Genomic DNA, 23602 nt, shown 5'->3' with positions numbered 1-23602 from the left:
AGGCCACGAGATCGAAAGAATGGGTGGTACGGGCCCGCAGGAGCCGCACGAAGAGCACGATCGGCAGGCCGGCCTCACCGGCCGGGGCCAAGTCGTCCTTCAGCTCCACCTCGACGAGGTCGGCCCGGCGGCGGCGAGCTTGTCGAGCGCGGCCGTCAGCACCGCGCCGGCCCGCGGGTCGATGTCGTCGAACCGGCCGCGCGGCACGCCGAGCCGGACGCCGGCCAGGCCGGACAGGTCGAGGGCGGGACGTGAGCTGGTGATGACCCGGTCGATCCGGCGCACGTCGCCGACCGTGCAAGCGTGCGGGCCACGGGGCGGGGTCACGCCGTTTCGCCGTAGGCGGCGTGATCTGATCGGTCCATGATCTTCGACGTGAACCGCATCCGGTCCGGCTATCCCGCCCTGGCCGAAGGCTTCGCCCAGCTCGACGGCGCCGGCGGCACCCAGCCGGCCGGCGCGGTGATCGACGCGATCGCCGCGGCGATGCGCACGGCGGTGTCGAACCGCGGCACCGCCAGCGAGCCCGCCCGCCGCTCGGGCGAGATCGTCGAGGCGGCCCGGTCGGCGGTGGCCGACCTGCTCGGCGGCGACCCGGCGGGCGTGGTGTTCGGGCCGAGCGCGACCGCGCTGACCTACCTGGTGGCCCGCACGCTCGCCGAGGGCTGGGAGCCGGGCGACGAGGTGGTGCTGTCGCGGCTCGACCACGACGCGAACGTCCGGCCGTGGGTGCAGACCGGCGCGACGGTCCGGTGGGCCGAGTTCGACCCGGCCACCGGCGGGCTCGACGTGGCCCAGTACCGGAAGCTGATCGGCCCGCGCACCCGCCTGGTGGCGGTGACGGCGGCCAGCAACGCGGTCGGAACGGTCCCGGCCGTCCGGGAGATCGCCGACCTCGCGCACGAGGCCGGCGCGCCGGTCTTCGTGGACGGCGTACACGCCACCGCGCACCGGCCGACCGACGTGGCCGCCCTGGGCGCCGACTTCTACGTGACCAGCGCCTACAAGTGGTCGGGCCCGCACTACGCCGCGGTCATCGCCGACCCGGCGGTGTGGGAGCCGCTGCACCCGCGGAAGCTGGTCCCCTCCCCGGACAGCGTCCCGGGCCGGTTCGAGCACGGCACGCTGAGCTTCGAGCTCCTCGCCGGCGTCACCGCCGCCGTCGACCACCTGGCCGGCCTCGTCCCGGCCGAGGGCGACCGCCGCACCCGCCTGCTGGCGAGCATGTCGGCGGCCGCCGACCACGAGTCCCGGCTGCTCGACCGGCTGCTGACCGGCCTGGCCACGATCGAGGGGATCACGGTTCTGCCGGCCCCGGCCGACCGCTGCCCGACGGTCTCGTTCCGCCTCGACGGCGTGACACCGGCCGAGACCGCCCAGGCCCTCGGCCGGCAGGGCGTCTGCGTCTCCCACGGCGACTACTACGCCGTCGAGTACTTCGACGCGATCGGCCTGCGCGCCTCCGGCGGCGCGGTCCGGGTGAGCCTCTACCACTACAACACCGAGGAAGAGGTCGACCGCCTCCTGCAAGGGTTTTCCCTGATTCGGGGATAGATATCCGTAGATAGCGTCGCTCCTGTAGCCGAGAGGAGCACACAAATGCTACGAAAGCCCCTGGTCTTCGCGCTGGCCGCCGGTACCGCGGCGGCCTCCGCGATGGTCGCGGTGTCCGGACCGGCCGCCGCGCAGGCACCCACGCCATCGGTGGACGCGGTCGCGCAGGCCGACGCCGTCGTCGCCGGCCGCCCGTCCGTTCTCAAGGCCGGCGCCCACGACACCTTCCACCGCAGTCAGGTCTACCGGTCGCAGGGCCTCACGTACGCGGCGTACGACCGCAGTTACAAGGGTTTTCCGGTCAAGGGCGGCGACTTCGTCGTGGTCACCGATGACGCCGGGCAGACCCGCTACACGTCGGTGGCGCAGAGCAGCCCGATCGGCGAACTGTCGACGGTGCCCACGGTCTCCGAGGTCGCGGCCGTCGCGACCGCGAAGAAGCAGCTGAAGACCGTGAGCGGCGTCGAGACGACCCGCCTGGTGATCGTCGCCGGAGAGGGGCAGACGGCCAAGCTGGCGTACGAGACGACCGTCAACGGCACCGGCGCCGGCGGCGTCAGCCGGCTCACCGTCGACGTCGACGCGGTGACCGGCAAGGTGCTGTCCACCGAGGAGCACGTCACCGAGGCCACCGGCACGGGCACCGGCTGGATCAACGGCTCGGTGTCGCTGAACACCACCCAGTCCGGCTCCACGTACTCGCTCAAGGACCCCTCGGTCACCAACCTGAGCTGCCAGGACGCCTCGACCCGGACCACGTTCAGCGGCTCCGACAACGTCTGGGGCAACGGCAACGGCACCAGCAAGGAGACCGGCTGCGTGGACGCGCTGTACGTGGCGCAGAAGCAGAAGGCGATGCTGTCGGCGTGGCTGGGCCGCAACGCGCAGAACGGCTCGGGCGGCGCCTGGCCGATCCGGGTCGGCCTCAACCAGCAGAACGCCTACTACGACGGCACCCAGGTCCAGATCGGCAAGAACACCGCCGGCAAGTGGATCTCGTCGCTGGACGTGGTCGGTCACGAGCTGGGCCACGGCATCGACGACAAGACCCCCGGCGGCATCTCGAAGGGCGGCACGCAGGAGTTCGTGGCCGACACCATCGGGGCGGCCACCGAGGCGTACGCGGCCAACCCGAACGACCCGTTCGACTACCAGGTCGGCGAGGAGGTCAACCTGGTCGGCAGCGGCCCGATCCGGTACATGTACAACCCGTCGCTGGCCGGCGACAGCAACTGCTACTCGAGCAGCACGCCGGGCTCCGAGGTGCACGCCGCGGCCGGTCCGGGCAACCACTGGTTCTACCTGCTGGCCCAGGGCAGCGGCGGCAACGGCCAGCCGGCCAGCTCGACCTGCAACGGCAGCACGGTGACCGGCGTCGGCATCCAGAGCGCCATCAAAATCATGTACAACGCGATGCTGCTGAAGACCTCCAGCTCCTCGTACGCCAAGTACCGGGTATGGACGCTGCAGGCCGCGAAGAACCTCACCCCGGGCAACTGCACCCAGTTCAACGCGGTCAAGGCCGCCTGGAACGCGGTCAGCCTGCCGGCCCAGTCCGGCGAGCCCACCTGCTGATCCACCACGCAGCAACGCTCGGACGCTCGGCTGGACACCCGTCCAGCCGAGCGTCTTCGCGCTCCCTACAGGAATCTGTAGCCGGCCTCGGTGATGTGAGCGGCCAGTACGACGCCTCCCGGCTCCTCGGACCACACCTCCGCTCGTGAGCTCTCCCGCGCCAGGTCATCCCCGGTCAGCGGAACGCCCTCATCCCACCTCGCCGGCCAGCCGGAGAAACGGCGTACCTCGACAAAGCCGCGAGACTCCAGCGAGATCAGACCGGGCGCCAGGATGTCAGCGAGCTCCCGCAGCGTCGTCTCCTCGTGCCGGCGGAGTTCCCAGAGCGGCCGCGGCGAGTCCTCCAGGGGATCCAGAACCAGAACTTCGGCGTAGTCCAGCCCTTCTTCGGTCATGCGTTCCTCCCGACCGCGGCGCTTGTCTATTTGACGGGTGGAAGTAGATCACAGTAGCTTGCCGCTCATGAAAACCGTTTTCATTTCACTTACGGCGGCGGTGGGGCTGCTGGCCGGGTGCGCCGGCGCCGGGGCGGCACCCGCGCCGCGCGCGGAGGCGGCTTCGGTCGCTAACTGTGGGGTCACCGTCGCCGTCAAGGCGGCGCCTCAGCGGGCGATCGCCATGGAGCAGAACGCGACCGAGATCCTGCTCAGCCTCGGGCTGGCCGGGCGGATGGCCGGGACCAGCTATCAGACCGACCCGGTGCTGCCGGCACTGAAGGGCGGCTACGACAGCGTTCCGGTCCTGGCCAAGCTCTATCCGTCGCGCGAGAAAGTGCTCGAGGCGCGGCCCGATTTCGTCTATTCGACATTCACTTCGGCGTACGCCGGTGAGGCCGCCGGGCCGCGGCCGGAGCTCGCGAAGCTCGGCGTACCCGCGTACCTGTCCCGGTTCGCCTGCGAGAAGGATCCCGCCGCGTTCGCCTTCGCGGGTCTCTTCAGTGAGATCGAGGAGGTCGCCACCCTGTTCGGCGTGCCCGAGCGCGGGCGGAAGCTGGTCGCCGGCGAGCGGGCCCGGCTCGCCGCGGCGCTGACGAGCAAGCACAGCGGGACCTCGCTGCTCTGGTACTACTCGGGCACCAGCACGCCGAACGTGGCCGGGCCGGGTGGCGTTCCAGCCGCGATCACCGAGCAGCTGGGCGCGGAGAACGTGTACGGCGACGCCAAGCAGACCTGGCCCGCCGGCAGCTGGGAGCAGATCGCGGCCCGCAACCCGGACGTGATCGTGCTGGCCGACCTCACTCGGGGCGGCGACGGCGACAGCGCCCAGTCGAAGATCGACTTCCTGCGGTCGAACCCGGTCACGGCCGAGCTGGACGCGGTCAGGGCCGGGCGGTTCATCACCGTGCCGGGGTCCTCGATGGACCCCTCGGTGCGCAGCGTCGCGGCCGTCGAGACGGTCGGCGCCGGGCTGGCGGAGCTGGGCCGATGAAGCGGTTGCTGGATCTCTGGGACGAACAGCAGTCGGCGTACGTGGCCCACCGCGAGAACCGCTTCCAGGTCATGCTCGACATCCTGCGCCTGCACGGGGAGCAGCCGCGGGTGCTGGACCTGGCGTGCGGGCCGGGGGCCATCTCGCGCCGCGTGCTCGAGGCGTTCCCCGGCGCCCGGGTGACGGCCGTCGACTACGACCCGATCCTGCTCAGCGTGGCCGCGGGGGCTTTGCAAGAATTCGGCGACCGGGTACGGGTTCTGGACGTCGACCTGATCGACCCGGGCTGGCCGGCACGGTTCGAGGGTTTCGACGCGGTGCTGACGTCGACCGCGCTGCACTGGCTCTCCCCCGATCAGCTGCTCGCCGTCTACCGGGACGTCGCCGGCCTGCTGCCGCCCGGCGGGATCCTGCTCAACGCCGACCACCTGCGCTTCGACGACCGCTCGCCGGCCCTACGCGACCTGTCGGCCCGGCACGACGAGGACACGCAGCGGGCGGCGTTCGCGGCCGGGGCGCTCGACTACGCCGCCTGGTACGCCGAGGCGGCCCGGGAACCGGATCTGGCCGCGCTCGTGCCCGTACGGGAGAAGCGGTTCGCCGATCGTCCCCCGCAGCCGCTCGCGCCGCTCGAGTTCCACCTCGCCGCTCTGCGGGCGGCCGGCTTCACCGAGGCCGGCACCGTGTGGCAGTACCTGGACGACTACGTCGTCTACGCACGACGGTGACCGGTCGCCTTCTGCTGCTTCCGGCGGCGGCCGGCGTCCTGCTGCTCAGCGTCGCCGTGTCGGTCACCATCGGCGTGGCCGACCTGGGCGCGGGCGAGGTGCTGCGGACACTGGCCGCGCACGCCGGGCTGCCGGTGCGGCGGCTGCCGCCGCTGGCCGACAGCATCGTGTGGGAACTGCGCACGCCGCGGGTGCTGCTGGCCGGAACCGTCGGCGCCGGGCTGGCGGTGTGCGGGGCGGTGTTGCAGGCGCTGACCCGCAACCCGCTGGCCGACCCGTACCTGCTGGGCATCTCGGCGGGCGCGTCGACCGGCGCGGTCGGGGTGCTCGTGCTGGGGGTGGGCGCCGGAACCGTGGCGTTGTCGGCGGGCGCGTTCGCCGGTGGGGTGGCCGCGTTCGCGACGGCCGTGCTGCTGGCCGGCCGCCGCTGGACCGAACCGGCCCGGATCCTGCTGGCCGGCGTGGCCACGGCCCAGCTGTTCTCGGCGCTGACCAGCCTGGTCGTCGTCGGGCAGGCCAGCCCCGACAGCACCCGGAGCATCATGTTCTGGCTGCTGGGCTCCCTGACCGCGGCCTCGTGGCCGTCGGTCGCGGTGACGGCGGCGGTCGGCGGCGCGGCCGTGCTGGCCTGCTGGGCGGCCGCGCCCGCCCTGGACGCCTTCGCGTTCGGCGCCGACGTGGCCCAGACGCTGGGCTTCTCACCGGCCCGGGTACGCGCGATCCTGTTCGGGGTGACCGCGCTGCTGGCGGCCGTACTGGTGGCGGCCAGCGGCGCCATCGGCTTCGTGGGCCTGATCGTGCCGCACGCGGTACGCCGCCTGACCGGCTCCCGTCACCGCCTGCTGCTGCCGGCGTGCGCGGTCTCCGGCGCGGTCCTGCTGATCTGGGCCGACACCGCGGCCCGAACCGTCTTCGCCCCACAGGAGCTCCCGGTCGGCGTCGTCACCGCCCTGCTCGGCGTGCCGGCTTTCGCCCTGCTCCTGCGCCGTTCCGGAGGCCCATCATGAGCACCAGTCCCCCGCCGCCCAGGCGGCCGGCTTCCGCGCCGCCGGGAACAGACGCCACGGCCGCTGCTTTCGCCCCTGTCCGAGAGACAAGCCCTGACGCCGCCTCGGCCCGTCCGCCCTCACCCGCCGCGAAACGGTCGCCACGCTGCTCTCCCACAACTCGGACCGCGCCATCAGCGCCTCCTCCCGCTGCGCGGGAGGCGCGTTGTGCGGGTTGAAGCGCAGGACATCCACAGCCGACGTTGCGAGGCCGCTCGGAAGCGCGACGGGTCCGTCGAGGTCGACAGGCCGGGTCGCGATGAACAGGGTCTCGATGAACATGGTCGCGATGAACGGGAAGGTGCATGGTGAGGGTTGAGGCGCGGGGCGTCGACCGGCGGGTTCGTGACGTGGCGCTGCTCCGGGCGGTGGCTTTGGACGCGCCGCCCGGCAGCACGGTCGGGCTGCTGGGGCCCAACGGCTCCGGCAAGTCGACTCTGCTTCGGGTGCTGGCCGGGCTCGATCGGCCGGACGCCGGGCGGGTTCTGCTCGACGGGGTGGATCGGGCGGAGCGGCCACGCCGGGAGATCGCCCGGCGGGTCGCGGTGGTCACCCAGCACACGCCCGCCGACGCCGACATGACCGTGGGTGAGGTGCTTCGGCTGGGGCGTATCCCGCACCGGGCGCTGCTGGCGCCGGCCGGCGCCGACGACGAGCGGCGGGTCGCCGACGCCCTCGACGGGGCCGGGCTCAGCGGGTGGGAGCGGCGCCGGTGGACCTCGCTGTCCGGTGGTGAACGCCAGCGGGTCGCCATCGCCCGTGCGCTGGTGCAGGAACCGGAGGTGCTGCTGCTCGACGAGCCGACGAACCACCTGGACATCAGGCACCGGTTCGCGCTGCTGGCCGACCTGGCCCGGGCGCCGGTCACCGTGGTCGCCGCCCTGCACGATCTGGACCTGGCCGGCCAGTACTGCGACCGGATCGTGCTGCTCGCCGGCGGTCGCGTCGAGGCCGCCGGCACGCCGGCCGATGTGCTCACCGCGGAGACGATCGCCCGGGTCTTCGGCGTCGCGGCCGAGGTCATCGCCGCCCCGGCGGGCCGGGTCCGGATTCTGCTGCGGGCACCCGATCAGGGTGATTCGGGTTTCTGGTCGATTCGTGGCGATCAGTGAAGGGGCGTGCACACACTGGCGCGCATGAGGATCCGTCGCGTCATCAGCGTTCTGTGCATCGGTGTCCTGGCCGCGGCCGGCCTGTCTTCGCCGGCCGCCGCGGCGGCGCCCGGCATCACCGACTGGAAGCCGTGCGCCGACCGGCCCGACGTGCAGTGCGCAACGCTGCGGGTTCCTCTGGACTGGGCCCGCCCGTACGGTCCGAAGATCTCGCTCGCCGTTGCCCGGAACCCGGTCGACGACCCCTCGAAGCGGGTCGGCACCCTGTTCCTCAACCCGGGCGGTCCGGGCGGGCCGGGAACCATTCTCGCCCTCTACGGCGATCTCGTCTTCTCGCCCGCGCTGGCCGAGCACTTCGATCTGGTCGGCGTGGACCCGCGCGGCATCGCGGGCAGCACCCCGGTGTTGTGCGACGGAGATCCGTACCCACCCGGTCTGACGCTCTTTCCCCGCGGCGCCGCCGAGTTCCGGCGGTTCGTCGAGGCCAACCGGGTCTTCGGGCAGAGTTGCGCCGACGCCACCGGGCCGCTGATCAGTCACGTCGACACGGTGTCGGTGGCCCGCGACCACGAGGCGGCGCGGGTGGCGCTCGGCGAGAAGGAGTTCAACTGGCTCGGGCTGTCGTACGGCACGCAGATCGGGGTGCAGTACGCGAACCTGTTCCCGCACCGCGTGCGGGCCATGGTCTTCGACTCCGTGCTCGACCACAGCATGGGCACCGAGCAGATGCTGCTGGACGAGGCCGCCACCGTGGAGGACTCGTTCAACCGGTTCACCCGATGGTGCACGGCCACGGCCGCCTGCGCCCTGCACGGGCAGGACGCCGGCGCGCTGTTCGACCGGATCGTGGCCGCCGCCGACCGGAACCCCATGCCCGTGCCGGGCGCCGCCCGGCCGGTCAGCGGTGAGGACATTCGCCTGCTGACGCAGGAATACCTGGTGTTCAAGGAGCCGAACTTCTTCCGCCCGGTCTCCGGATGGCTCCAGCTCGGGCAGGCGATCAGCGCCACGCTCGCCGGCAACGCCGAGGGCTTCGCGATTCCCGCGCCCGAAGGGCCGCAGAGCTCTCAGGCCACCGGCCCGGCCTGCATGGACAACCCATCCGAGATCCGCACCTATGACGAGTACCAGCGGCTGGCCCAGCGGGCGAAGAGGATCGCGCCGCACCTTCAGGGGGCGTCGCAGTCCTGGACGCTGCTGCGCTGCACCGGATATCCGGTGCGGGCGACGAACCCGCCGCGACGGCTCGACGTTCGGAATGCGCCGCCGATCCTGATGGTCAACGCCACCCATGACGCCTCCACGGCGTACAAGTGGGCCTGGCAGTTGAAGTCTCAGGTGCGCGGCAGCGTGGTGCTGACCCGGATCGGCGACGGGCACACGTCCTCGATGCACGACGCCTGCGCCCGCGCCGCCATCGACCGCTACCTGATCGACGGGGTGATGCCGGCTCCGGGTTCGGTGTGCCGTTAGCGGCGCAGGAAAAGCAGGACCGCGAGGACGCGGCGGCTCTCGCTGCCGGTGGCGGGCAGGCCGAGCTTGCCGAAGATGCTGGACACGTACTTCTCCACCGCCCGCAGCGTGATCACCAGACGGTCGGCGATGCCCTGGTTCGAGGTGCCCTCGGCCATCAGGGTCAGCACCTCCCGCTCGCGCGGGGTGAGCGCGGCCAGCGGGTCGTCGCGACGGCGGCGCGACAGCAACGTGGCGACGATGATCGGGTCGACGGCCGAGCCACCGGCCGCGACCCGGCGTACCGCCGCCAGGAACTCGGGCACGTTGCTGATCCGGTCCTTCAGCAGATATCCCACCCCGTCGGCCGAGTCGGCCAGCAACGACATCGCCAGACCGACCTCGACGTACTGGGACAGGACGAGAACGGCCAGGCCCGGGTACGCCGCCCGCAGCTCGATGGCCGCCCGCAGGCCCTCGTCGGTGTGCGTGGGCGGCAACCGGATGTCGACGATCACGACGTCGGGCACGGCCGCCCGCACCGCGGCCCGCAACTGGACCGCGTCGCCGCACCGGGCCACGACGTCGAATCCGGCGTCGGCCAGCAACCGCCCGATCCCCTCGCGGAGCAGGACGCTGTCCTCCGCGATACCGACCCGCACCGCTGCTACCGGCACGGCAGCTCCGCCCGCACCCGGGTGCCGCCACCGGCCGGCGTGCACACCCGCAACCGGCCGCCGAGGGCCTCCACCCGGTCGGCCAGCCCGCGCAGGCCGGTCCCCCGCTCGGTGTCCGCGCCGCCGCGCCCGTCGTCGACGACCTCGATGACGATCGCGCCGTCGGCCGGGGTGACCACGACGGCCGCGCACGACGCCTGCGCGTGCTTGCCGATGTTGGTCAGGCTCTCGCAGACCACGTAGTAGGCGGCGACCTCGATCGCCTCGTCGACCCGGCCCGGCAGGTCGACGGTCAGCCGCACCGGCACGGCGGCCCGGGCGGTCAGCGATTCCAGGGCCACCGCCAGCCCGTGCGCGCTGACCACCGCCGGGTGCAGCCCACGGGCCAGATGGCGCAGCTCCTCCAGGGAGACCGCGATCTCGGTACGGGCCAGGTCGAGCAGCGCACCCGCCTCCGGGTCCCCGTCGAGCCGGGTCCGCAGCACGCCCAGGTTGAGGGAGAGGGCGACCAGCCGTTGCTGGGCGCCGTCGTGCAGGTCCCGTTCCAGCCGCTGGCGTTCGCGCTGACCGGCCTCGAGCACTCGGGCCCGCGACCCGCGCAGCTCCTCCACGTTGGCCCGTAGCTGGGCCTGTAACCGGCCGGTCCGCAGCGCGATCGCGGCCGCCGCGCTGACCGCCTCGAGCAGGGCCGGCTCGTCGCGCAGGGCCGCGTCGTGCACAAGTGCCGCCATGGGCCGGCCGTCGTCGGAGATCATGGTGACTCGGGTGGCGTCGCCCGGCAGCCGCACCGGCCGGCCCTCCTGGTCGCCCCAGACCCCGAACTGCGGCAGCCAGTAGGTGAGCACCAGCGACGGGTCGCGCAGCGCGCGGACGAGCGGGCCGCGCAGGTCGGCCGGCCCGGCCCGCAGCTCGACGATCAGATCGCCGACCGAGCTGCGGGCGAGCCGGGCCTGGAGCAGCCCGGCCACGAAGGCGACCGGGGCGACACCGACCAGCAGCAGGCAGATCCGCTGAACGACAGGGAACACCGGTCCACCCAGGACACCGACGATCAGCAACACCGCGATCATCATGAGGCCGACGGTGAACGAGTCGATGACCAGCGACAGCGAACGGCGGAGCGGATGCCCGCGGCGCAGCACCAGCAGCACGGCGCCGCCCAGCGCGACCGCGCTGACCACCAGCAGTTCTGTCTGATGGATGACCGTGCCCAGCGTGTGCCGCTCGACGACGGCCAGAACGTGCGGTTCGAGGACGCCGAGCAGCATCGCGGCGAGCTGACCGGCGATCGCGGCCAGATAGCCGGCGGCCAGCAGGATCCGCTCCGCCCGCCCCCGCAGCCGGCCGGTCGGGAACGACAGGAAGACGTGCACGATCAGCACGAGCGGAAGCACGTCCACGGCCTGCCCGACGGTGTGCGGGATCCGGCCGCCCGACCAGCTCAGCGCCCCGACCATGCTGCTCACACCGGTGACGATCATCAGCGGCCCGAACCGGTTGCCCGGCCGGCAACGCCACGCGACCAGCCCGCCGACCGTGTACCCGGCCGCGATCCAGGCGACGACCGCGACGTGCGCGCGCGGGATCCCCTCGCTCACTCCGAGCGCGACGACGCCCACCCACGCGGCCGGCAACACCGAGCCGAGCGTGGCGAGCACAGTGGTCGTCGGGCGGAGCGTCCGCACCCGGTTGACGCTACGCCCCTCGGATACACCAGAAAACCGCCTCACCCGCGCGCTTTCCCGCCGGGAACGTGGCGGCCCGCGCGCCCCGCTGGACGGCTGACGGGGGTGGTCAGCCGGCCACGGTGCCCTTGCGGACGTCGAGGAACTGGCGGTCGTCGTAGTCGTGCCCGAGTTCGGAACGCACCTCGACCACGCCCGCCACCTGCCGGGTCAGCCGCTCGGCGATCTCGGCCGAGGTGTATCGCTGCACTCGCCCGGACAGCGTCACCACGCCGTCGACGACAGCCGCGGTCACCGTGGTGCCCTCGTCGTCCACGTAGGGCAGCAGGACCCCCGACTCCACGTCCGCGAGGATTTCGTCGTCCGGCCGCAGGTGGGCCTTGAGCAGGTCGGAGCGGGAGACGATGCCGACCAGCCGCCCCTCGTCGTCGACCACGGGCAGCCGCTTGACCTTCTCCCGGTCCATCAACCTCGCCGCCGAGGCGATCGACGTGCCGCTGACCGTCACCACGGCCGGCGCGCTCATCAGGTCGGCCACCGTGCTCGCCTCGGCCTTGCGCCGCTCGTCCCGGCGCCGGCGGCCTTCGAACATGCGCGGTTCCTCGCCCGCGAACTCGACCTTGCGCAGCAGGTCGGCCTCGGACACCACACCGGCCACCTGCAGGGCGTCGTCGACCACCGGCACCGCGCTCAGCCGGTTGGCGATCAGCAGGTCGACCACGTCCCGGTAGGAGTCGGCCGTCTTCACCGACACGACCTTCCTGGTCATGACGTCATCGACGGTCCAGGTCTTCACGGCGTCCTCCTTCGACAGACTTCAATTCCTGACACAGTACGGGGGTGCGCCCGCGCGCGTCAGAGCCGATCGGCCCTCCCGCCACTCCGGGCGGCGTCCTAGCCTGGACGTGAGCACTCCACGAAGGAGGCCGGGATGAACATCTTTCGCCGGGCTCTGTGCGCGCTGGGACGGCATTCGGGAGAGTGGTCCCACCCGGGAAGCCGCTGCGAGACGGTCCGCGTCTGCGCGGTCTGCGGCCGCACCGAGGAGCGGGGCCGGCACGACTGGGGCGCGTTCGCGGCCGCCGGCGGCTGCGACCGGGTCCGCCGGTGCCTGCGGTGCGGCGCGACGGACTCCTGGCCTGAGCACGACTGGGGGCCGTGGCTCTACGCGAACACCGAGTTCAACGCGCCGCAGGTGCGCGAGTGCCGGCGCTGCCACACGCGTGACCGGACGACGCCCACCTACCGCTGACGGTCAGCGGGGCGGAATGCGGCGGCGGACGTCCTCGGCCGTGGACGGGCCGGCCTCCCAGGCGGCGACCCACGGGTGGTCGTCCGCGTGCGGGGCGAGGACGCCCTCTTCCAGGAAGGCGTAGCGGTCGGCCAGGAGGCGCTTGGCGGCTCGGACGTCCACGCTGTCGTTGTTCGCCCAGAGCGCGGCGAACAGCGCCTCGGCGCGCAGACGGGCCTGCCGGCAGAACAGGTCGGCCAGTTCCACGCCCTCCGGGCGGTGGGCCTGTTCGCCCCGGGCGCGGACGCAGGCGGCGGACATCGCGAACAGCTCCGCGCCGATGTCGACGATCCGGCCCAGGAAGCCCTGTTTGCGTTCGAGCTTGCCCTGCCAGCGGGACATGGCGTAGAACGTCGACCGGGCGAGCTTGCGGGACGCGCGCTCGGCGTAGCGCATGTGGCCGGCCAGGGGCCCGAACTCGGCGTACGCCGAAGGGGCCTGGCCCCGGCCGACGGCCAGGGTGGGCAGCCACTTCGCGTAGAACGCCCCCGCCCGTACCCCGGCCCGGGTCTTGCGGCCGAGGCCGGCCTCCGGGTCGATGATGTCGCCGGCGACCGCGAGGTGGGCGTCGACCGCCTCGCGGGCGATGAGCAGGTGCATGATCTCGGTCGAGCCCTCGAAGATGCGGTTGATCCGCAGGTCGCGCAGGAGCTGTTCGGCCTCGGCGGCCCGCTCGCCCCGGGCCTCCAGCGAGTCGGACCGCTCGTAACCGCGCCCGCCGCGGATCTGGATCAGCTCGTCCGCGATCCGCCACGCCATCTCGCTGGCGTACAGCTTGACCAGGGCCGCTTCGATGCGGATGTCGTTGCGGTCGTCGTCGGCGATCGCGCAGCTCAGGTCGAGCATCGACTCCATCGCGTACGTGGTGGCGGCCATGAAGGCGAGCTTGCCCGCCACCGCCTCGTGCCGGCCGACCGGATGGCCCCACTGCACGCGCTGGGCCGACCATTCGCGGGCGATCGCCAGCGCCCGCTTGCTGGCCCCGACACACATCGCGGGCAGCGACAACCGGCCGGTGTTGAGCGTCGTGAGCGCGATCCGCAGGCCCTTGCCGGGGCCGCCGACGACGTTGCGCTCGGGCACGAAGACGTCGTGGAAGCGGGTCAGGCTGTTCTCCAGCCCGCGCAGGCCGAGGAACGAGTTGCGCCGCTCGACGGTGATGCCGGGCGCGTCGCCCTCGACGACGAAGGCGGTGATGCCCCGGCCCGGCACGCGGGCCATGACGACCAGCAGGGTGGCGACGGTGCCGTTGGTGGCCCAGAGCTTCACCCCGTTGAGCCGGTAGCCGCCCTCGACCGGTTCGGCCACGGTGGCCAGGCGGGCCGGGTCGGAGCCCACGTCGGGCTCGGTGAGCAGGAACGCGGACACCTCGCCGGCGGCCAGCCGGGGCAGGAACTCGGCCTTCTGCTCGGCCGTGCCGAAGATCTTCAGCGGTTGCGGCACCCCGATCGACTGATGCGCCGACAGCAGCGCGCCGGCCGCCGGGCTGACCGACCCGATGAGGGTCAGCGCCTTGCAGTAATGCAGATTCGACAGGCCGAGGCCGCCGTACGTCTCGTCGATCTTCATGCCGAAGGCGCCCAGCTCCGCCAGGCCGTGGAAGACCTCGTCCGGGATCCGGTCCTCCCGCTCGATCCGGGCCCCGTCGACGGTACGCAGGTACTCCCGGAGCCGGCCCAGGAACGCCGGATCGGGCTCGGCGGCCGGCCACGGGTCGATCAGATCGAGCCGTAACCGGCCCAGGAACAGCTCCTTGCCGAAGCTGGGCTTGCGCCACTCGGTCTCGCGAGCGGCCTCGGCGACCTGCCGCGCCTGCTTCTCCGAGACATGGGCCTGCGTTGGCTGCGTTGCCGTCACGGCTACCCCCTGACCTGGCTCGCCGTCACGCTACTGAACGGTGTTACCAAGCGGTAGGCGTCTGGCGCATGCCGCGATTTCGCCCCCAGGCTAGACGCGGAACGAGGAGACCAGGCTGCTCAGCTCGGTCGACATCCGGGCCAGCTCCGCGTTGGCCTGCTGGGTCTCGGCGACGCCCTGGCTGGTCATCCGGGCCGCCTCGGCCACGCCGGTGATGTTCTGCGCGATCTCGCCGGTGCCGCCGGACGCCTCGGCCACGCTGCGGTTCATCTCGGCCGTGGTCGCCGTCTGCTCCTCCACCGCCGACGCGATGGTCGTCTGGAACTCGCTGATCCGGCCGATGACCAGAGAGATCTCCTCGATCGCGGTGACCGCGCCGCTGGTGTCGGCCTGGATCGCCTCGACCCGCTTGGAGATGTCCTCGGTCGCCCGCGCCGTTTCCTGAGCCAGGTCCTTCACCTCGGAGGCGACCACCGCGAAGCCCTTGCCCATCTCACCGGCCCGCGCCGCCTCGATCGTCGCGTTCAGCGCCAGCAGGTTCGTCTGCTCGGCGATCGCGGTGATCGTCTTGATGACGTTGCCGATCTCGGCCGACGAGTCACCCAGCTTGTTCATCGTGGCCGAGGTGGCCGCGGTGACGGTCACCGCCTCGGCCGCGACCCGGGCCGCCTCGGCCGCGTTCTGCGAGATCTCCCGGATCGACGCGCCCATCTCCTCGCTACCGGCCGACACCGTCTCGACGCTGCGCGACACCTGCTCGGCCGCGGCCGACACCGCCTGCGCCTGCACCGACGCTTCCTCGGCCGAGGCGGCGATCTGGGCCGATGTGCCGGTCATCTGCTCGGACGCCCCGGCCAGGGACGCGGCGGAGCCCTCGATGGTCGCGATGGTGGCGCGCAGCCGGGCCATCGCGGCGTCCAGCGAGCGTCCCATCCGGCCCGGCTCGTCGCGGGTGGTCAGGCCCGTCGCGCGGGTCAGATCGCCGTCGGCGAGGCCGTCACAGACGTACGTGACCTTGGAAAGTGATTGCACGATCTTGCGGGCGACCAGGAAGCCGAGCAGCAGGGCCAGCGCCAGCCCGATGACCAGGATGACGATCGCGGTGGTCCGGCTGGACTCGTACCCCGACCGGGCGCTCGCGGCGTTCTTGGCCGCGTCGGCCGTCTCGATCTTGTCAAGGTCGGTGAGCTGGTCGTAGATCGAGTTCAGGGCGGGCAGGGTCTCGTTCTTGCGTACCGAGACCCAGGTCTTGATGTCTTTGCTGGTGCCGGCGGGCAGGAGCTTGTTCTCGACCAGCCCGGTGTAGGTGTCCCAGGTCTTCTCCAGCGCGTCGATCTGGGTGGTGTTCGCCGCCGGCATGGTGCCGCGGTACGCCTTCAGGGCCGCGTTGGCGTCCGTGATGTCGGTCTTGACGTCGTCGGTGAACTGCTTCGTCGTCTCGGGGGTGAGGGAGAGGGCCTGGTTGGCGACGTCCGAGCGGGTCTTCGTCATGACGAACTTGATCTGCCCGATCGCCTTGATGCTGGCGACGTTGCTGGCGTAGATCAGCTGGGCGGAGTCGCTGGCCCGGCCGAGCGACACCAGCCCGACGATCCCGACGACCAGCGCCACCAGGGCCGCCGTGGCGACCGAGGCGATCACCTTCACGCTGACGCTGAGATCCGCGAACGAGGCCCGGCGCGGCGCGGCGGAAAGGGTCATCGTGCTCATAACAGTCCTCTTCCGGATGAATCCGAGGATAGGGAGACCCACTACCACCTTCACTATGCAAGTGCCCGGCCCCGCCCCTCACCGCTATCGGCGAATCCGTCAGACGAAGTTGAAGTTCACGCGGAACAGGTTGTCCGGGTCGTACTTGTGCTTGACGGCGAGGACACGGTCATAGAGCTCCGGCCCGTACACGTCGCGCAGCCCGGCTCCGCCGGCGGTCATGAAGTTGGCCATCTGGTGGTCGTACCGCCAGGGTCGCAGCGCCTCGACGAGCCGGTCCAGGGCGGCCCGCAGACGCGGCAGGTCGTCCGGCCCGCCCGCGCCGATGCCGAGCACCTGGAAGGGCAGCCCGCGCGAGGGCACCGCGTCCGGGGCCGCGGGGGCCCGGTCGAGGGCGCCGCCGAGGGCCCGGATCTCGACGGTGACCAGCGGGCAGTCCACCCCGGGGCCGACGGCGCCCAGGAATGCGGCCAGCGCCTCGTCCGTGAGTTCCCGCACGCCGAGGCCCTTGTCCACGTACGGCAGCGGGTTCAGCGGGTCGGCGTGCATCAGGGCGGAGTCGCGGTACGGCACCTCGGCCACCGAGTCGTCGACGGCGGTGCCGGCGGCCCGGATCGGGGCCAGCAGGGCCTCGCCCTGGTCGGCCGGGCCGGTGAAGGCGAACCGTACGTGCAGCAGGAAGGCGCCGCGCAGGTGCGGCGGCAGGTCGGGCACCGGAGGAAGCCGGTCGACGGCCACCGAGGTGCCGGCGTTCTCGGGCAGGGTGGCCGCCCAGTCGCGCCACAGCGGCAGCAGGGTGGTCATCTGCTCGCCGGGGAAGAAGATGCCGCCGGCGTAGATGGTGGGGTGGCGCAGCAGGCCGATGTCCATCCGGGTGACCACGCCGAGGTTGCCGCGGGTGCCCTTGAGGGCGTGGAAGAGCTCAGGCTCCTGAGTGTCGTTCACGACCCGAAGCGATCCGTCGGCGGTGACGACCTCGAACTCGGTGACGTGGTCGCTGGCGTAGCCGTACTGCCGGCCGAGAGTGGGGCTCTGACCGCCGCCAAGGACGTAGCCGATGGCGCTGACGGTCGGCGTGGACCCGTTGAGCGGCGCCAGGCCGTGCTCGGCGGCCGCGTCCAGGACCTGGCCCCAGCGCGCCGAGCCGGTGACCCGGGCGACCGCCGACGACGGGTCGACGGTGACGCCGGCCATCCGGTCCAGAATGATCAGGACGGCGCCGTCGCCGGGAACCGGCTGGAGGTGCCCGCCGCCCTTGACGGCCACGGCGAGGCCGTTGGCCGCCGCGTACCGGACGGCCTGCTGGACGTCGGCCGCGCTCGCGGCGTCGACGACGAGCGCCGGATGCAGTGGGGCGAGCACGTTGAAGGTGGCGCAGGCGGCGGCGTACTCCGGCTCGCCGGGCCGGAAGACACGAAGTTGATCAAGGTTGTCCACGCCGTCGATGATGCGGCGCACCCCGGCACCCGGGCATCGGGTGATGCCACCACCAAACGACGGCGAGAGTGGGAGACCTCAACCCTCCAGGGCCTCCCGCAGCTGTACGCGTGAGGTGACGCCGATCTTGGGGAAGATCTTCGCCAGGTGGGCCCCGACCGTGCGGTGCGAGATGTAGAGGCGCTTGCCGATGTCGCGGTTGGTCAGGCCCTGCGCGGCCAGCTGGGCGATCTGGAACTCGTGGGCGGTGAGCCGGTCGGTCGCGGCGGCGGCCCGCTGACCGCTGCGCTCACCGGCCGCGCGCAGCTCGCGCCGGGCCCGGTCGCCCCACGGCACGGCGCCGAGCGCGTCGAAGGCGTCGCGCGCCGCCCGCAGCGGCTGACGGGACTCGGCGACCCGCCGCCGGCGGCGCAGCCATTCCCCGTACGCCAGCTCGGCCCGCGCCCGCGTGAACGGCCGCCGATCCAGATCCTGGGCCAAGGCGTCCTCATATGCCGAGGGGTCGTCGCCCAGCAGGGCCCGGGCCAGCCGCAAACCGTCGTGCAGCGACGGCGACGGGGTGCGGGCCGCCGCCCGCTCCATCTCGGCGATGACCGGTGCGATCAGCTCGGCGCGGCCGGCGTGCGCGGCGGCGTCGGCCAGGTCGCCGATCGTGTGGCAGCGCAGCGCCGGCTGATAGGACGGGTCGCCCGGGTCGTGCAGGCGCAGCAGCCGCTCCAAAGCCTCGGCATGGTCGCCCTCGCCGAGAGCGGCCAGGGCCCGGGCGTGCTGGGCGGTGGCGAGCACCGGCCGGGCGCCGACCGGCAGGCCCCGCCGCTCGGCCTCGCCGGCCAGCCGCCGCGCGCCGTCGAAGTCGCCGCGCAGGGCGGCCAGCTTGGCCTGGCTGGCCCGGATCAGCCCCAGCAGGTACGGCTGCCCGGTCTCCTCGGCCAGGTCGCTCGCCTCCTGGGCGGCCGGGATGGCGACCGCGAGGTCGACCAGATGCACGGCGCTCCAGGCCTGGGCGGCCAGTGCTCGCGCGAGCAATTGCAGGCGGCCCTGCGTACGCAGCCCGGTGAGCGAGGCGGCCGACTGGGCGAGGGCCACGTCGAAGGAGCCGACCAGCACGGCGGCGCTGCCCAGCAACCGCACCGCCCGCGGGTCGGGCAGCGGCTGGGCCAGCACTTCCCGGGACCGTTCGATCACCACGGCGCCCCGGTCGATCGGCGCCGCGTAGGCCAGGATGGCCAGCAGCCGGGCGTCGTGCGGGTCCAGCGGCAGGCCCTCGGCCACGGCCACGATCCGCCGGCGGGCGTCCGGCCCGGGCTCGGACCAGAAGCAGCGCAGGGCCGCGCTCCACAGGATGCGCACGCCGAGGTCGAGGTCACCCGCGGCGGCGGTCTCCCCGGCCAGACCGGCCAGGGTGGTGGCGTCGGTCTCCCGGTCGCGCATGCCGTCGTCGAAGGCGGCGCCGATCCACGCGGCCCGGGCCCGCTGGCCGGCCGTGAGGTCGAGTTCCCGGGCGGCGCCGAGCAGCCGGTCGACGACCTCGGTGCGGCCCAGGTCGACCCCGGCGTCGGCCGCGCGGAGAAGCCGGTCGGCGCGGCGCCACGGGTCCGGGCTGAGCCGGGCCGCCCGGTCGAGGGCGGCCACCGCCGTGGCCGCGCCGCCCCGCCGCTGGGCACGGGCGGCCACCGCCTCCAGCGCGGCGGCGACGGTCTCGTCCGGCCGGTCGGCGGCCGAGGCGAGATGCCACGTCCGCCGGTCGGGGTCGGTGGTGAGCACTCCGGCCAGGGCCTGGTGCACGTCGCGACGGCGTGCGGGCCCGGCGTTCTGATGGACGGCCGAACGGATCAGCGGATGGCGGAAGGTCAGCCGGTCGTCATCGATCTCGACGAGGCGGGCGTCCACGGCGGGTCGCAGCGCCTCGGCCCCGACCGGGTGGCCGGTCAGGGCGGCGGTGGCGTCCTCGATCTCGGCCAGGGCGGCGCCGTCGTTGAGGGCGGCGACCTGCAGGGCCGCGAGCGTGTCGGGCGGCAGGCCGGCGGCCCGGTCGACGAAGGCCCGTTCCAGCCGGTCGGTCAGCGGCAGCCACGGCGCGGCCAGCGTTCCGCGGGTGGCGGCGACCGCGGCCGGGAGCTCGATCAGGGCGAGCGGGTTGCCGGCCGCCTCGGCCAGCAGCCGGTGCCGTTCGGGCGGGGTGAGGCCCGCCTTCGACTGGCCGAGCAGGTCGGCCGCGGCGGCGTCGGACAGCGGCCGCACGGTCAGCTCGGGCAGGCCGGCCCCGGTCCAGCGGGTGACGCCGGCGCCGGTGCGCACCGCGGCCAGCAGCAGGATCGGCTCGGACTCCAGCCGGCGGGCGAGGAAGCTGAGCACGTCGGCGGTGGCGGCGTCGAGCCAATGCGCGTCCTCGGCCACGATCAGGGTGGGTGTGGTGTCGGCGAGCTCGGCCAGCAGGTTGAGCACGGCGAAACCGACCAGGAAGGCGTCGGGCACGGTCTCGTCGGACAGGCCCAGGGCCGCCCGCAGGGCCGCCTGTTGCCCCGCCGGCAGCAGGCCGAACGCGTCGTGGACCGGATAGAGCATCTGGTGCAGGCCGCCGAAGGGCAGATGGGCCTCGGCCTCGGTGCCGGCCATGGTCAGGACCCGCAGTCCGGCCGTACGGGCGGTGGCGGCGGCCCGGGCGAGCAGGGCCGACTTGCCGATGCCGGCCTCGCCCTGCAACACGAGGGCGGCACCGTGGTCGCGGACGGCGTGGATCATCGCGGAGAGCCGCGCCACCTCGCTGTCCCGTCCCACCAACGTCACCGGCGAATTTTACGCGTGACCTGCGGCACCTAGGTCATATGGCCGGTGTTCGCGGGCGCCCGGGCGCGCAGAGTGCCGCTATGACCCAGGCAGTCGAACGCCGGCGGCTGGCCCGCGATCTCCACGACGGGGCCCAGCAGAGCCTCGTGGCGCTGATGATCAATCTGCGGATCGCCCGGGGGTCGTTGCCCGACTCGTCACCGGCGGCGGCGCCGCTGGACGAGGCGATCGCGGCGGCGACCCGGGCCATCGAGGAGATCCGCGCGTTCTCGTACGGGCTCCACCCGCCGATCCTGAGCCGGCGCGGGCTGGTGCCGGCCGTGCGGGCGCTCGCGGCCCGCTCGCCGGTGCCGGTGACCGTCACCGACGCCACCAGCGGCCGGTTCGACGCCGACCTGGAGTCGAACGCGTACTTCGTGATCGCCGAGGCGCTGACCAACGTGGCCAAGCACGCGCGGGCGGACCAGGCCGCTGTCACCCTCACCGAGGACGACGGCACGCTGACGATCGTGGTGCAGGACGACGGGGTGGGTGGCGCCTGCCCGCGGTCGCTGCGGGACCGGGTCGCCGCGTACGGGGGAACCCTGCTCGTCGAATCTCCGGCCGGCGCCGGAACCCGGGTGACGGCGGTGCTCAGAGGTCACCGATAGCGTCGCGCAGGGCCGCCCGCTTCGTGATGCCGAGCTTCGGGAACACCTGGTAGAGATGGCCGCCCACGGTGCGCGGGGACAGGAACAGGCGCTCGGCGATCTCCTTGTTGGTCATGCCGCCGGCCGCCATTCGCGCGATCTGGAGCTCCTGCGGGGTCAGCGACTCGACCCCACGGGCGCCGGCCGGCGTGCGGGTGGCCTGCCCGGCGGCGCGCAACTCGGCCTCGGCCCGGTCGGCCCAGGGGCCGGCGCCGAGCCGGCGGAAGGCCGCGTGGGCGATCTCCAGCTGGTGCCGGGCCTCGACCGCCTCGCGCGATCGGCGCAGCCTCTCCCCATACGCCAGACGGATGCGGGCCGCGTCGAACGGCCACCGCTCCACAGTGGGCATTGCCAGCGTCCGGGCGAAGAGCGTGTCGTCGTCGGAGACCAGGGCCTCGCACGCCGCCGACAGGATCGCCAGCCGCGGCGAGAGCGCGGCCACGTCCGCCTCCCGCATGGCCCGCACGTGCGCCTCGGCGTCGTGCCGGCGGCCGGTGCGCAGCGCCGCGTAGACCAGGTCGAAGGCCACCCACAGCGCGATCGGCACGTATGGGGCGAACGTGCCGGGCGGGCTGATCCGGGCCGCGTGCCGGTACGCCTCGTCGAAGTCGTTGCGGCTGTACGCCTCCAGCACCAGGGCGTGCCGCGCCATCGTGGCCGCCAGCCCGACCCCGATCGGCGCCGCCCAGTCGAGCATGTGCTCGGCCCGGGCCCGGCACTCGGCCGACCGGCCGTGCACCGCGTGCAGCAGCGCCTCGTGGTACCAGAAGTAGAACCGGAAGAACCGGGTGCCCGGCGCCGCGCTGACGCTCAGGCCCTCGGCGACCAGCTCGGCCTGCTCCGCCCAGGCCCCGCGGTGGAAGTCGTCGACGCTCAGGTTCATGAGCGTGACCAGGCGCAGCCGGGCCGGTCCGCCGTCGTGGACGGCCTCCAGCAGCCGGCCCCGCAGCACGCCGATGCGGTCGGTGAACCAGCCACAGGCGACCAGGTTGAGCACCGCGTCGAGGTTGGTGTCGTGCTGGGCGGCGGCCAGACCGGCCTCGAACCGGGGCAGCGCGGCCACGCCGGTACGGACCGGATCACCGAACAGGTCCATGGCCAGCCGCAGATCGGGTTGCCGGACGTCGTGCAGCGGCGCCCACATCTCGGCCCGGCCGCCGAAGAAGGCGAGCAGGGCGACCATCCACTGAGCGCCCTCACGCGGCCCCTCCCCGGTCCGCAGGGCGCGCAGCACGAAGGCGTGCGCGACGTCGACCGGGGTGCCGGAGTCGAGCATCACCAGGGCGGCCGCCGCCGCGTAGTGCAGCGACGCGTCCGCCTCGCCCGCCGCCCGGCGGGCTTCGGCCAGCAGCTGGGCGGCGCTGCGGGCCTCACCCATGTACTCGGCGCCCACGTACGCGGCCTCGGCCAGCCGGCGGGCCCGCTCGGCGGCGTGCGGGCTCAGGTCGGCGGCCCGCGTCAGCGTGGCCAGCATGGCCTGGTAGTCGCCCCGGCGCAGCTGGCTCTGGGCCGCCTCCTCGAGCAGGGCCGCGACCTGTTCGTCGGGGCCGGTGGCGGCCTCGCCCAGATGCCAGGCGCGCCTCTCGACGTCACCGGGGAACGCGGCCGCGAGAGCCTGATGGGCGCGCCGCCGCTCGGCCGCGGTGGAGCCGGTCACGACCGCGGAACGGATCAGGGGATGCCGGAAGACCACCCGCCCGGCGCCGCCGTCGACGCGGACCAGGTCGTCCCGCTCGGCCGGCTCCAAGGCGTCGAGCAGCCGGGGGCTGCCCGCGGCGGCCGCTCCCTCCAGGGCCGCGGTGAGCAGCACGGCCCTCGTCTCGGCGGGCAGGGCGGCGATCCGGTCCGCGTACAACCGCTGCAGCCGCTCCCCCAACGGGAGCACCGAGGGGAGGTCGTCACCCAGTGCCTGTGGCAACTCCAGCAGCGCCAGCGGGTTGCCCCGCGCGGTCGCCAGCACGCGGTCGCGCGCTCGCGGATCGAGGGCGGGGAACCGCTCGGCCAGCAGGACGGCCGACGTCTGCTCGTCGAGCGGCCTCACCTCGTACTCCCGCAGGCCGGAACGGTCGAAGAAACCGGAACCACCGGTGCGGAAGGCGGCCAGGACGGCCGCCCGGCTGCCGCCGAGCCGGCGGGCCACGAAGCTGAACACCTGCGCACTGGCCCGGTCGATCCACTGCAGGTCGTCCACGATGAGCAGATGGGAGCCGCGGCGCAGCAGCAGCGTGACCGCGCTGGCCAGCAGCAGCGGCTCCGGCATGGGCCCGGCGCCGAGGCCGAGGGCCACCCGCAGGGCCCGCTCGTGGGCCTCGCCCAGCGTTTCGATCTCGTCGAGCAGCGGCAGCAGGGCGCGGTTGAGGCCGGCGAAGGCGACCTCCGCCTCGTACTCGGCCACCGGAACCCGGATGACGCCGGTCTCCGTGGCCTCGGCCGCGTCGAGCAGCGCGGTCTTGCCGACACCGGGCTCGCCGGTCAGCAGCAGCGTGCCGCCCCGCTCGGCGAGGAAGGCGGTGAGGTAGTCCAGGTCCGCCGACCGGCCCACGAGAACGTTCACGGTGGCGATTCTCCCCGTCG

20 protein-coding genes are annotated in these 23602 nt (G+C 73.2%); 9 read left to right on the top strand and 11 right to left on the bottom strand.

Features of this window, described 5'->3' with window-relative positions; genetic code table 11:
• Positions 1–99: 99 nt before the first annotated feature.
• A complete protein-coding gene (locus tag ACGFJ7_RS28870) occupies positions 100–285 on the bottom strand; it encodes a hypothetical protein (protein ID WP_360255021.1) in 186 nt (61 codons plus the stop codon).
• Between the two features lie 78 nt (positions 286–363).
• Here ACGFJ7_RS28870 and ACGFJ7_RS28865 point away from each other — a divergent pair, with 78 nt between their 5' ends.
• Complete coding sequence (locus tag ACGFJ7_RS28865; RefSeq protein ID WP_360255023.1) at positions 364–1554, top strand: cysteine desulfurase-like protein; 1191 nt, start codon at positions 364–366, stop codon at positions 1552–1554.
• Between the two features lie 45 nt (positions 1555–1599).
• The gene (locus ACGFJ7_RS28860) at positions 1600–3129 is read left to right on the top strand and encodes a M4 family metallopeptidase (protein WP_392644802.1); all 1530 of its coding nucleotides are present in this window, start codon (positions 1600–1602) and stop codon (positions 3127–3129) included.
• Positions 3130–3194: 65 nt separating this feature from the next.
• On the opposite strand, the gene ACGFJ7_RS28855 is transcribed toward ACGFJ7_RS28860, so the two are convergent.
• A complete protein-coding gene (locus ACGFJ7_RS28855) occupies positions 3195–3524 on the bottom strand; it encodes a hypothetical protein (RefSeq protein ID WP_392644800.1) in 330 nt (109 codons plus the stop codon).
• 67 nt (positions 3525–3591) lie between these two features.
• On the opposite strand from ACGFJ7_RS28855, the gene ACGFJ7_RS28850 reads away from it, so the two are divergent.
• From ACGFJ7_RS28850 to ACGFJ7_RS28840, 3 genes are read left to right on the top strand one after another with little or no spacing between them, the layout of a single operon-like run.
• Positions 3592–4557 (top strand): ABC transporter substrate-binding protein, encoded by a 966-nt coding sequence (locus ACGFJ7_RS28850; protein ID WP_392644798.1) that lies wholly within the window; start codon positions 3592–3594, stop codon positions 4555–4557.
• A complete protein-coding gene (locus tag ACGFJ7_RS28845; RefSeq protein WP_392644796.1) occupies positions 4554–5285 on the top strand; it encodes a class I SAM-dependent methyltransferase in 732 nt (243 codons plus the stop codon). The genes ACGFJ7_RS28850 and ACGFJ7_RS28845 overlap by 4 nt, the downstream gene beginning before the upstream one ends.
• Complete coding sequence (locus ACGFJ7_RS28840) at positions 5282–6292, top strand: FecCD family ABC transporter permease (protein WP_392644794.1); 1011 nt, start codon at positions 5282–5284, stop codon at positions 6290–6292. The genes ACGFJ7_RS28845 and ACGFJ7_RS28840 overlap by 4 nt, the downstream gene beginning before the upstream one ends.
• Here the strand turns inward: ACGFJ7_RS28840 and ACGFJ7_RS28835 are convergent.
• Positions 6287–6613: a hypothetical protein gene (locus tag ACGFJ7_RS28835; protein ID WP_392644792.1), complete on the bottom strand. Its 327-nt coding sequence runs from the start codon at positions 6611–6613 to the stop codon at positions 6287–6289. The genes ACGFJ7_RS28840 and ACGFJ7_RS28835 overlap by 6 nt on opposite strands.
• Before the next feature lie 23 nt (positions 6614–6636).
• Here ACGFJ7_RS28835 and ACGFJ7_RS28830 point away from each other — a divergent pair, with 23 nt between their 5' ends.
• Positions 6637–7443, top strand: coding sequence for an ABC transporter ATP-binding protein (locus tag ACGFJ7_RS28830; protein ID WP_392644790.1), 807 nt, complete (start codon positions 6637–6639; stop codon positions 7441–7443).
• 24 nt (positions 7444–7467) lie between these two features.
• Positions 7468–8916 carry an alpha/beta hydrolase gene (locus ACGFJ7_RS28825; RefSeq protein WP_392644788.1) on the top strand — a complete coding sequence of 483 codons (1449 nt, stop codon included), beginning with the start codon at positions 7468–7470 and terminating at the stop codon, positions 8914–8916.
• Here the strand turns inward: ACGFJ7_RS28825 and ACGFJ7_RS28820 are convergent.
• The 3 genes from ACGFJ7_RS28820 to ACGFJ7_RS28810 form a co-directional block, all read right to left on the bottom strand.
• A complete protein-coding gene (locus tag ACGFJ7_RS28820; protein WP_392644857.1) occupies positions 8913–9557 on the bottom strand; it encodes a response regulator in 645 nt (214 codons plus the stop codon). The genes ACGFJ7_RS28825 and ACGFJ7_RS28820 overlap by 4 nt on opposite strands.
• 5 nt (positions 9558–9562) lie before the next feature.
• Positions 9563–11257, bottom strand: coding sequence for a histidine kinase (locus tag ACGFJ7_RS28815; protein ID WP_360255041.1), 1695 nt, complete (start codon positions 11255–11257; stop codon positions 9563–9565).
• Positions 11258–11366: 109 nt separating this feature from the next.
• Complete coding sequence (locus ACGFJ7_RS28810; protein WP_360255043.1) at positions 11367–12053, bottom strand: CBS domain-containing protein; 687 nt, start codon at positions 12051–12053, stop codon at positions 11367–11369.
• A gap of 135 nt (positions 12054–12188) precedes the next feature.
• Between ACGFJ7_RS28810 and ACGFJ7_RS28805 the strand changes: the two genes are divergently transcribed.
• A complete protein-coding gene (locus tag ACGFJ7_RS28805; protein ID WP_360255045.1) occupies positions 12189–12509 on the top strand; it encodes a hypothetical protein in 321 nt (106 codons plus the stop codon).
• 3 nt (positions 12510–12512) lie between these two features.
• Here the strand turns inward: ACGFJ7_RS28805 and ACGFJ7_RS28800 are convergent, their stop codons facing one another.
• From ACGFJ7_RS28800 to ACGFJ7_RS28785, 4 genes are all read right to left on the bottom strand, one after another.
• Positions 12513–14405: an acyl-CoA dehydrogenase family protein gene (locus tag ACGFJ7_RS28800; protein ID WP_392644786.1), complete on the bottom strand. Its 1893-nt coding sequence runs from the start codon at positions 14403–14405 to the stop codon at positions 12513–12515.
• Between the two features lie 90 nt (positions 14406–14495).
• The gene (locus tag ACGFJ7_RS28795; protein ID WP_392644784.1) at positions 14496–16115 is read right to left on the bottom strand and encodes a methyl-accepting chemotaxis protein; all 1620 of its coding nucleotides are present in this window, start codon (positions 16113–16115) and stop codon (positions 14496–14498) included.
• A 99-nt stretch (positions 16116–16214) separates the two neighbouring features.
• Positions 16215–17573: an FAD-binding oxidoreductase gene (locus tag ACGFJ7_RS28790; RefSeq protein ID WP_392644782.1), complete on the bottom strand. Its 1359-nt coding sequence runs from the start codon at positions 17571–17573 to the stop codon at positions 16215–16217.
• 57 nt (positions 17574–17630) lie between these two features.
• Complete coding sequence (locus tag ACGFJ7_RS28785) at positions 17631–20339, bottom strand: AAA family ATPase (RefSeq protein WP_392644780.1); 2709 nt, start codon at positions 20337–20339, stop codon at positions 17631–17633.
• Positions 20340–20419: 80 nt separating this feature from the next.
• Between ACGFJ7_RS28785 and ACGFJ7_RS28780 the strand changes: the two genes are divergently transcribed.
• Complete coding sequence (locus ACGFJ7_RS28780) at positions 20420–20989, top strand: histidine kinase (RefSeq protein WP_360255058.1); 570 nt, start codon at positions 20420–20422, stop codon at positions 20987–20989.
• Here ACGFJ7_RS28780 and ACGFJ7_RS28775 read toward each other — a convergent pair.
• Positions 20973–23582, bottom strand: coding sequence for a LuxR C-terminal-related transcriptional regulator (locus ACGFJ7_RS28775; protein WP_392644778.1), 2610 nt, complete (start codon positions 23580–23582; stop codon positions 20973–20975). The genes ACGFJ7_RS28780 and ACGFJ7_RS28775 overlap by 17 nt on opposite strands.
• Positions 23583–23602 lie beyond the last annotated feature (20 nt).

Origin of the sequence: Actinoplanes sp. NPDC048988 (assembly GCF_043197815.1) — a bacterium.
Lineage (GTDB): Bacteria > Actinomycetota > Actinomycetes > Mycobacteriales > Micromonosporaceae > Actinoplanes.
The sequence above is the reverse complement of the archived record's forward strand: the minus strand, read 5'-3'. Positions and strand labels throughout refer to the sequence as shown.

Coding starts and splice junctions, on each gene's coding strand:
- ACGFJ7_RS28865 (WP_360255023.1), top strand. CDS start 364: ATGATCTTCGACGTGAACCGCATCCGGTCCGGCTATCCCGCCCTGGCC.
- ACGFJ7_RS28860 (WP_392644802.1), top strand. CDS start 1,600: ATGCTACGAAAGCCCCTGGTCTTCGCGCTGGCCGCCGGTACCGCGGCG.
- ACGFJ7_RS28855 (WP_392644800.1), bottom strand. CDS start 3,524: ATGACCGAAGAAGGGCTGGACTACGCCGAAGTTCTGGTTCTGGATCCC.
- ACGFJ7_RS28850 (WP_392644798.1), top strand. CDS start 3,592: ATGAAAACCGTTTTCATTTCACTTACGGCGGCGGTGGGGCTGCTGGCC.
- ACGFJ7_RS28845 (WP_392644796.1), top strand. CDS start 4,554: ATGAAGCGGTTGCTGGATCTCTGGGACGAACAGCAGTCGGCGTACGTG.
- ACGFJ7_RS28835 (WP_392644792.1), bottom strand. CDS start 6,613: ATGTTCATCGAGACCCTGTTCATCGCGACCCGGCCTGTCGACCTCGAC.
- ACGFJ7_RS28830 (WP_392644790.1), top strand. CDS start 6,637: ATGGTGAGGGTTGAGGCGCGGGGCGTCGACCGGCGGGTTCGTGACGTG.
- ACGFJ7_RS28825 (WP_392644788.1), top strand. CDS start 7,468: ATGAGGATCCGTCGCGTCATCAGCGTTCTGTGCATCGGTGTCCTGGCC.
- ACGFJ7_RS28805 (WP_360255045.1), top strand. CDS start 12,189: ATGAACATCTTTCGCCGGGCTCTGTGCGCGCTGGGACGGCATTCGGGA.
- ACGFJ7_RS28795 (WP_392644784.1), bottom strand. CDS start 16,115: ATGAGCACGATGACCCTTTCCGCCGCGCCGCGCCGGGCCTCGTTCGCG.
- ACGFJ7_RS28780 (WP_360255058.1), top strand. CDS start 20,420: ATGACCCAGGCAGTCGAACGCCGGCGGCTGGCCCGCGATCTCCACGAC.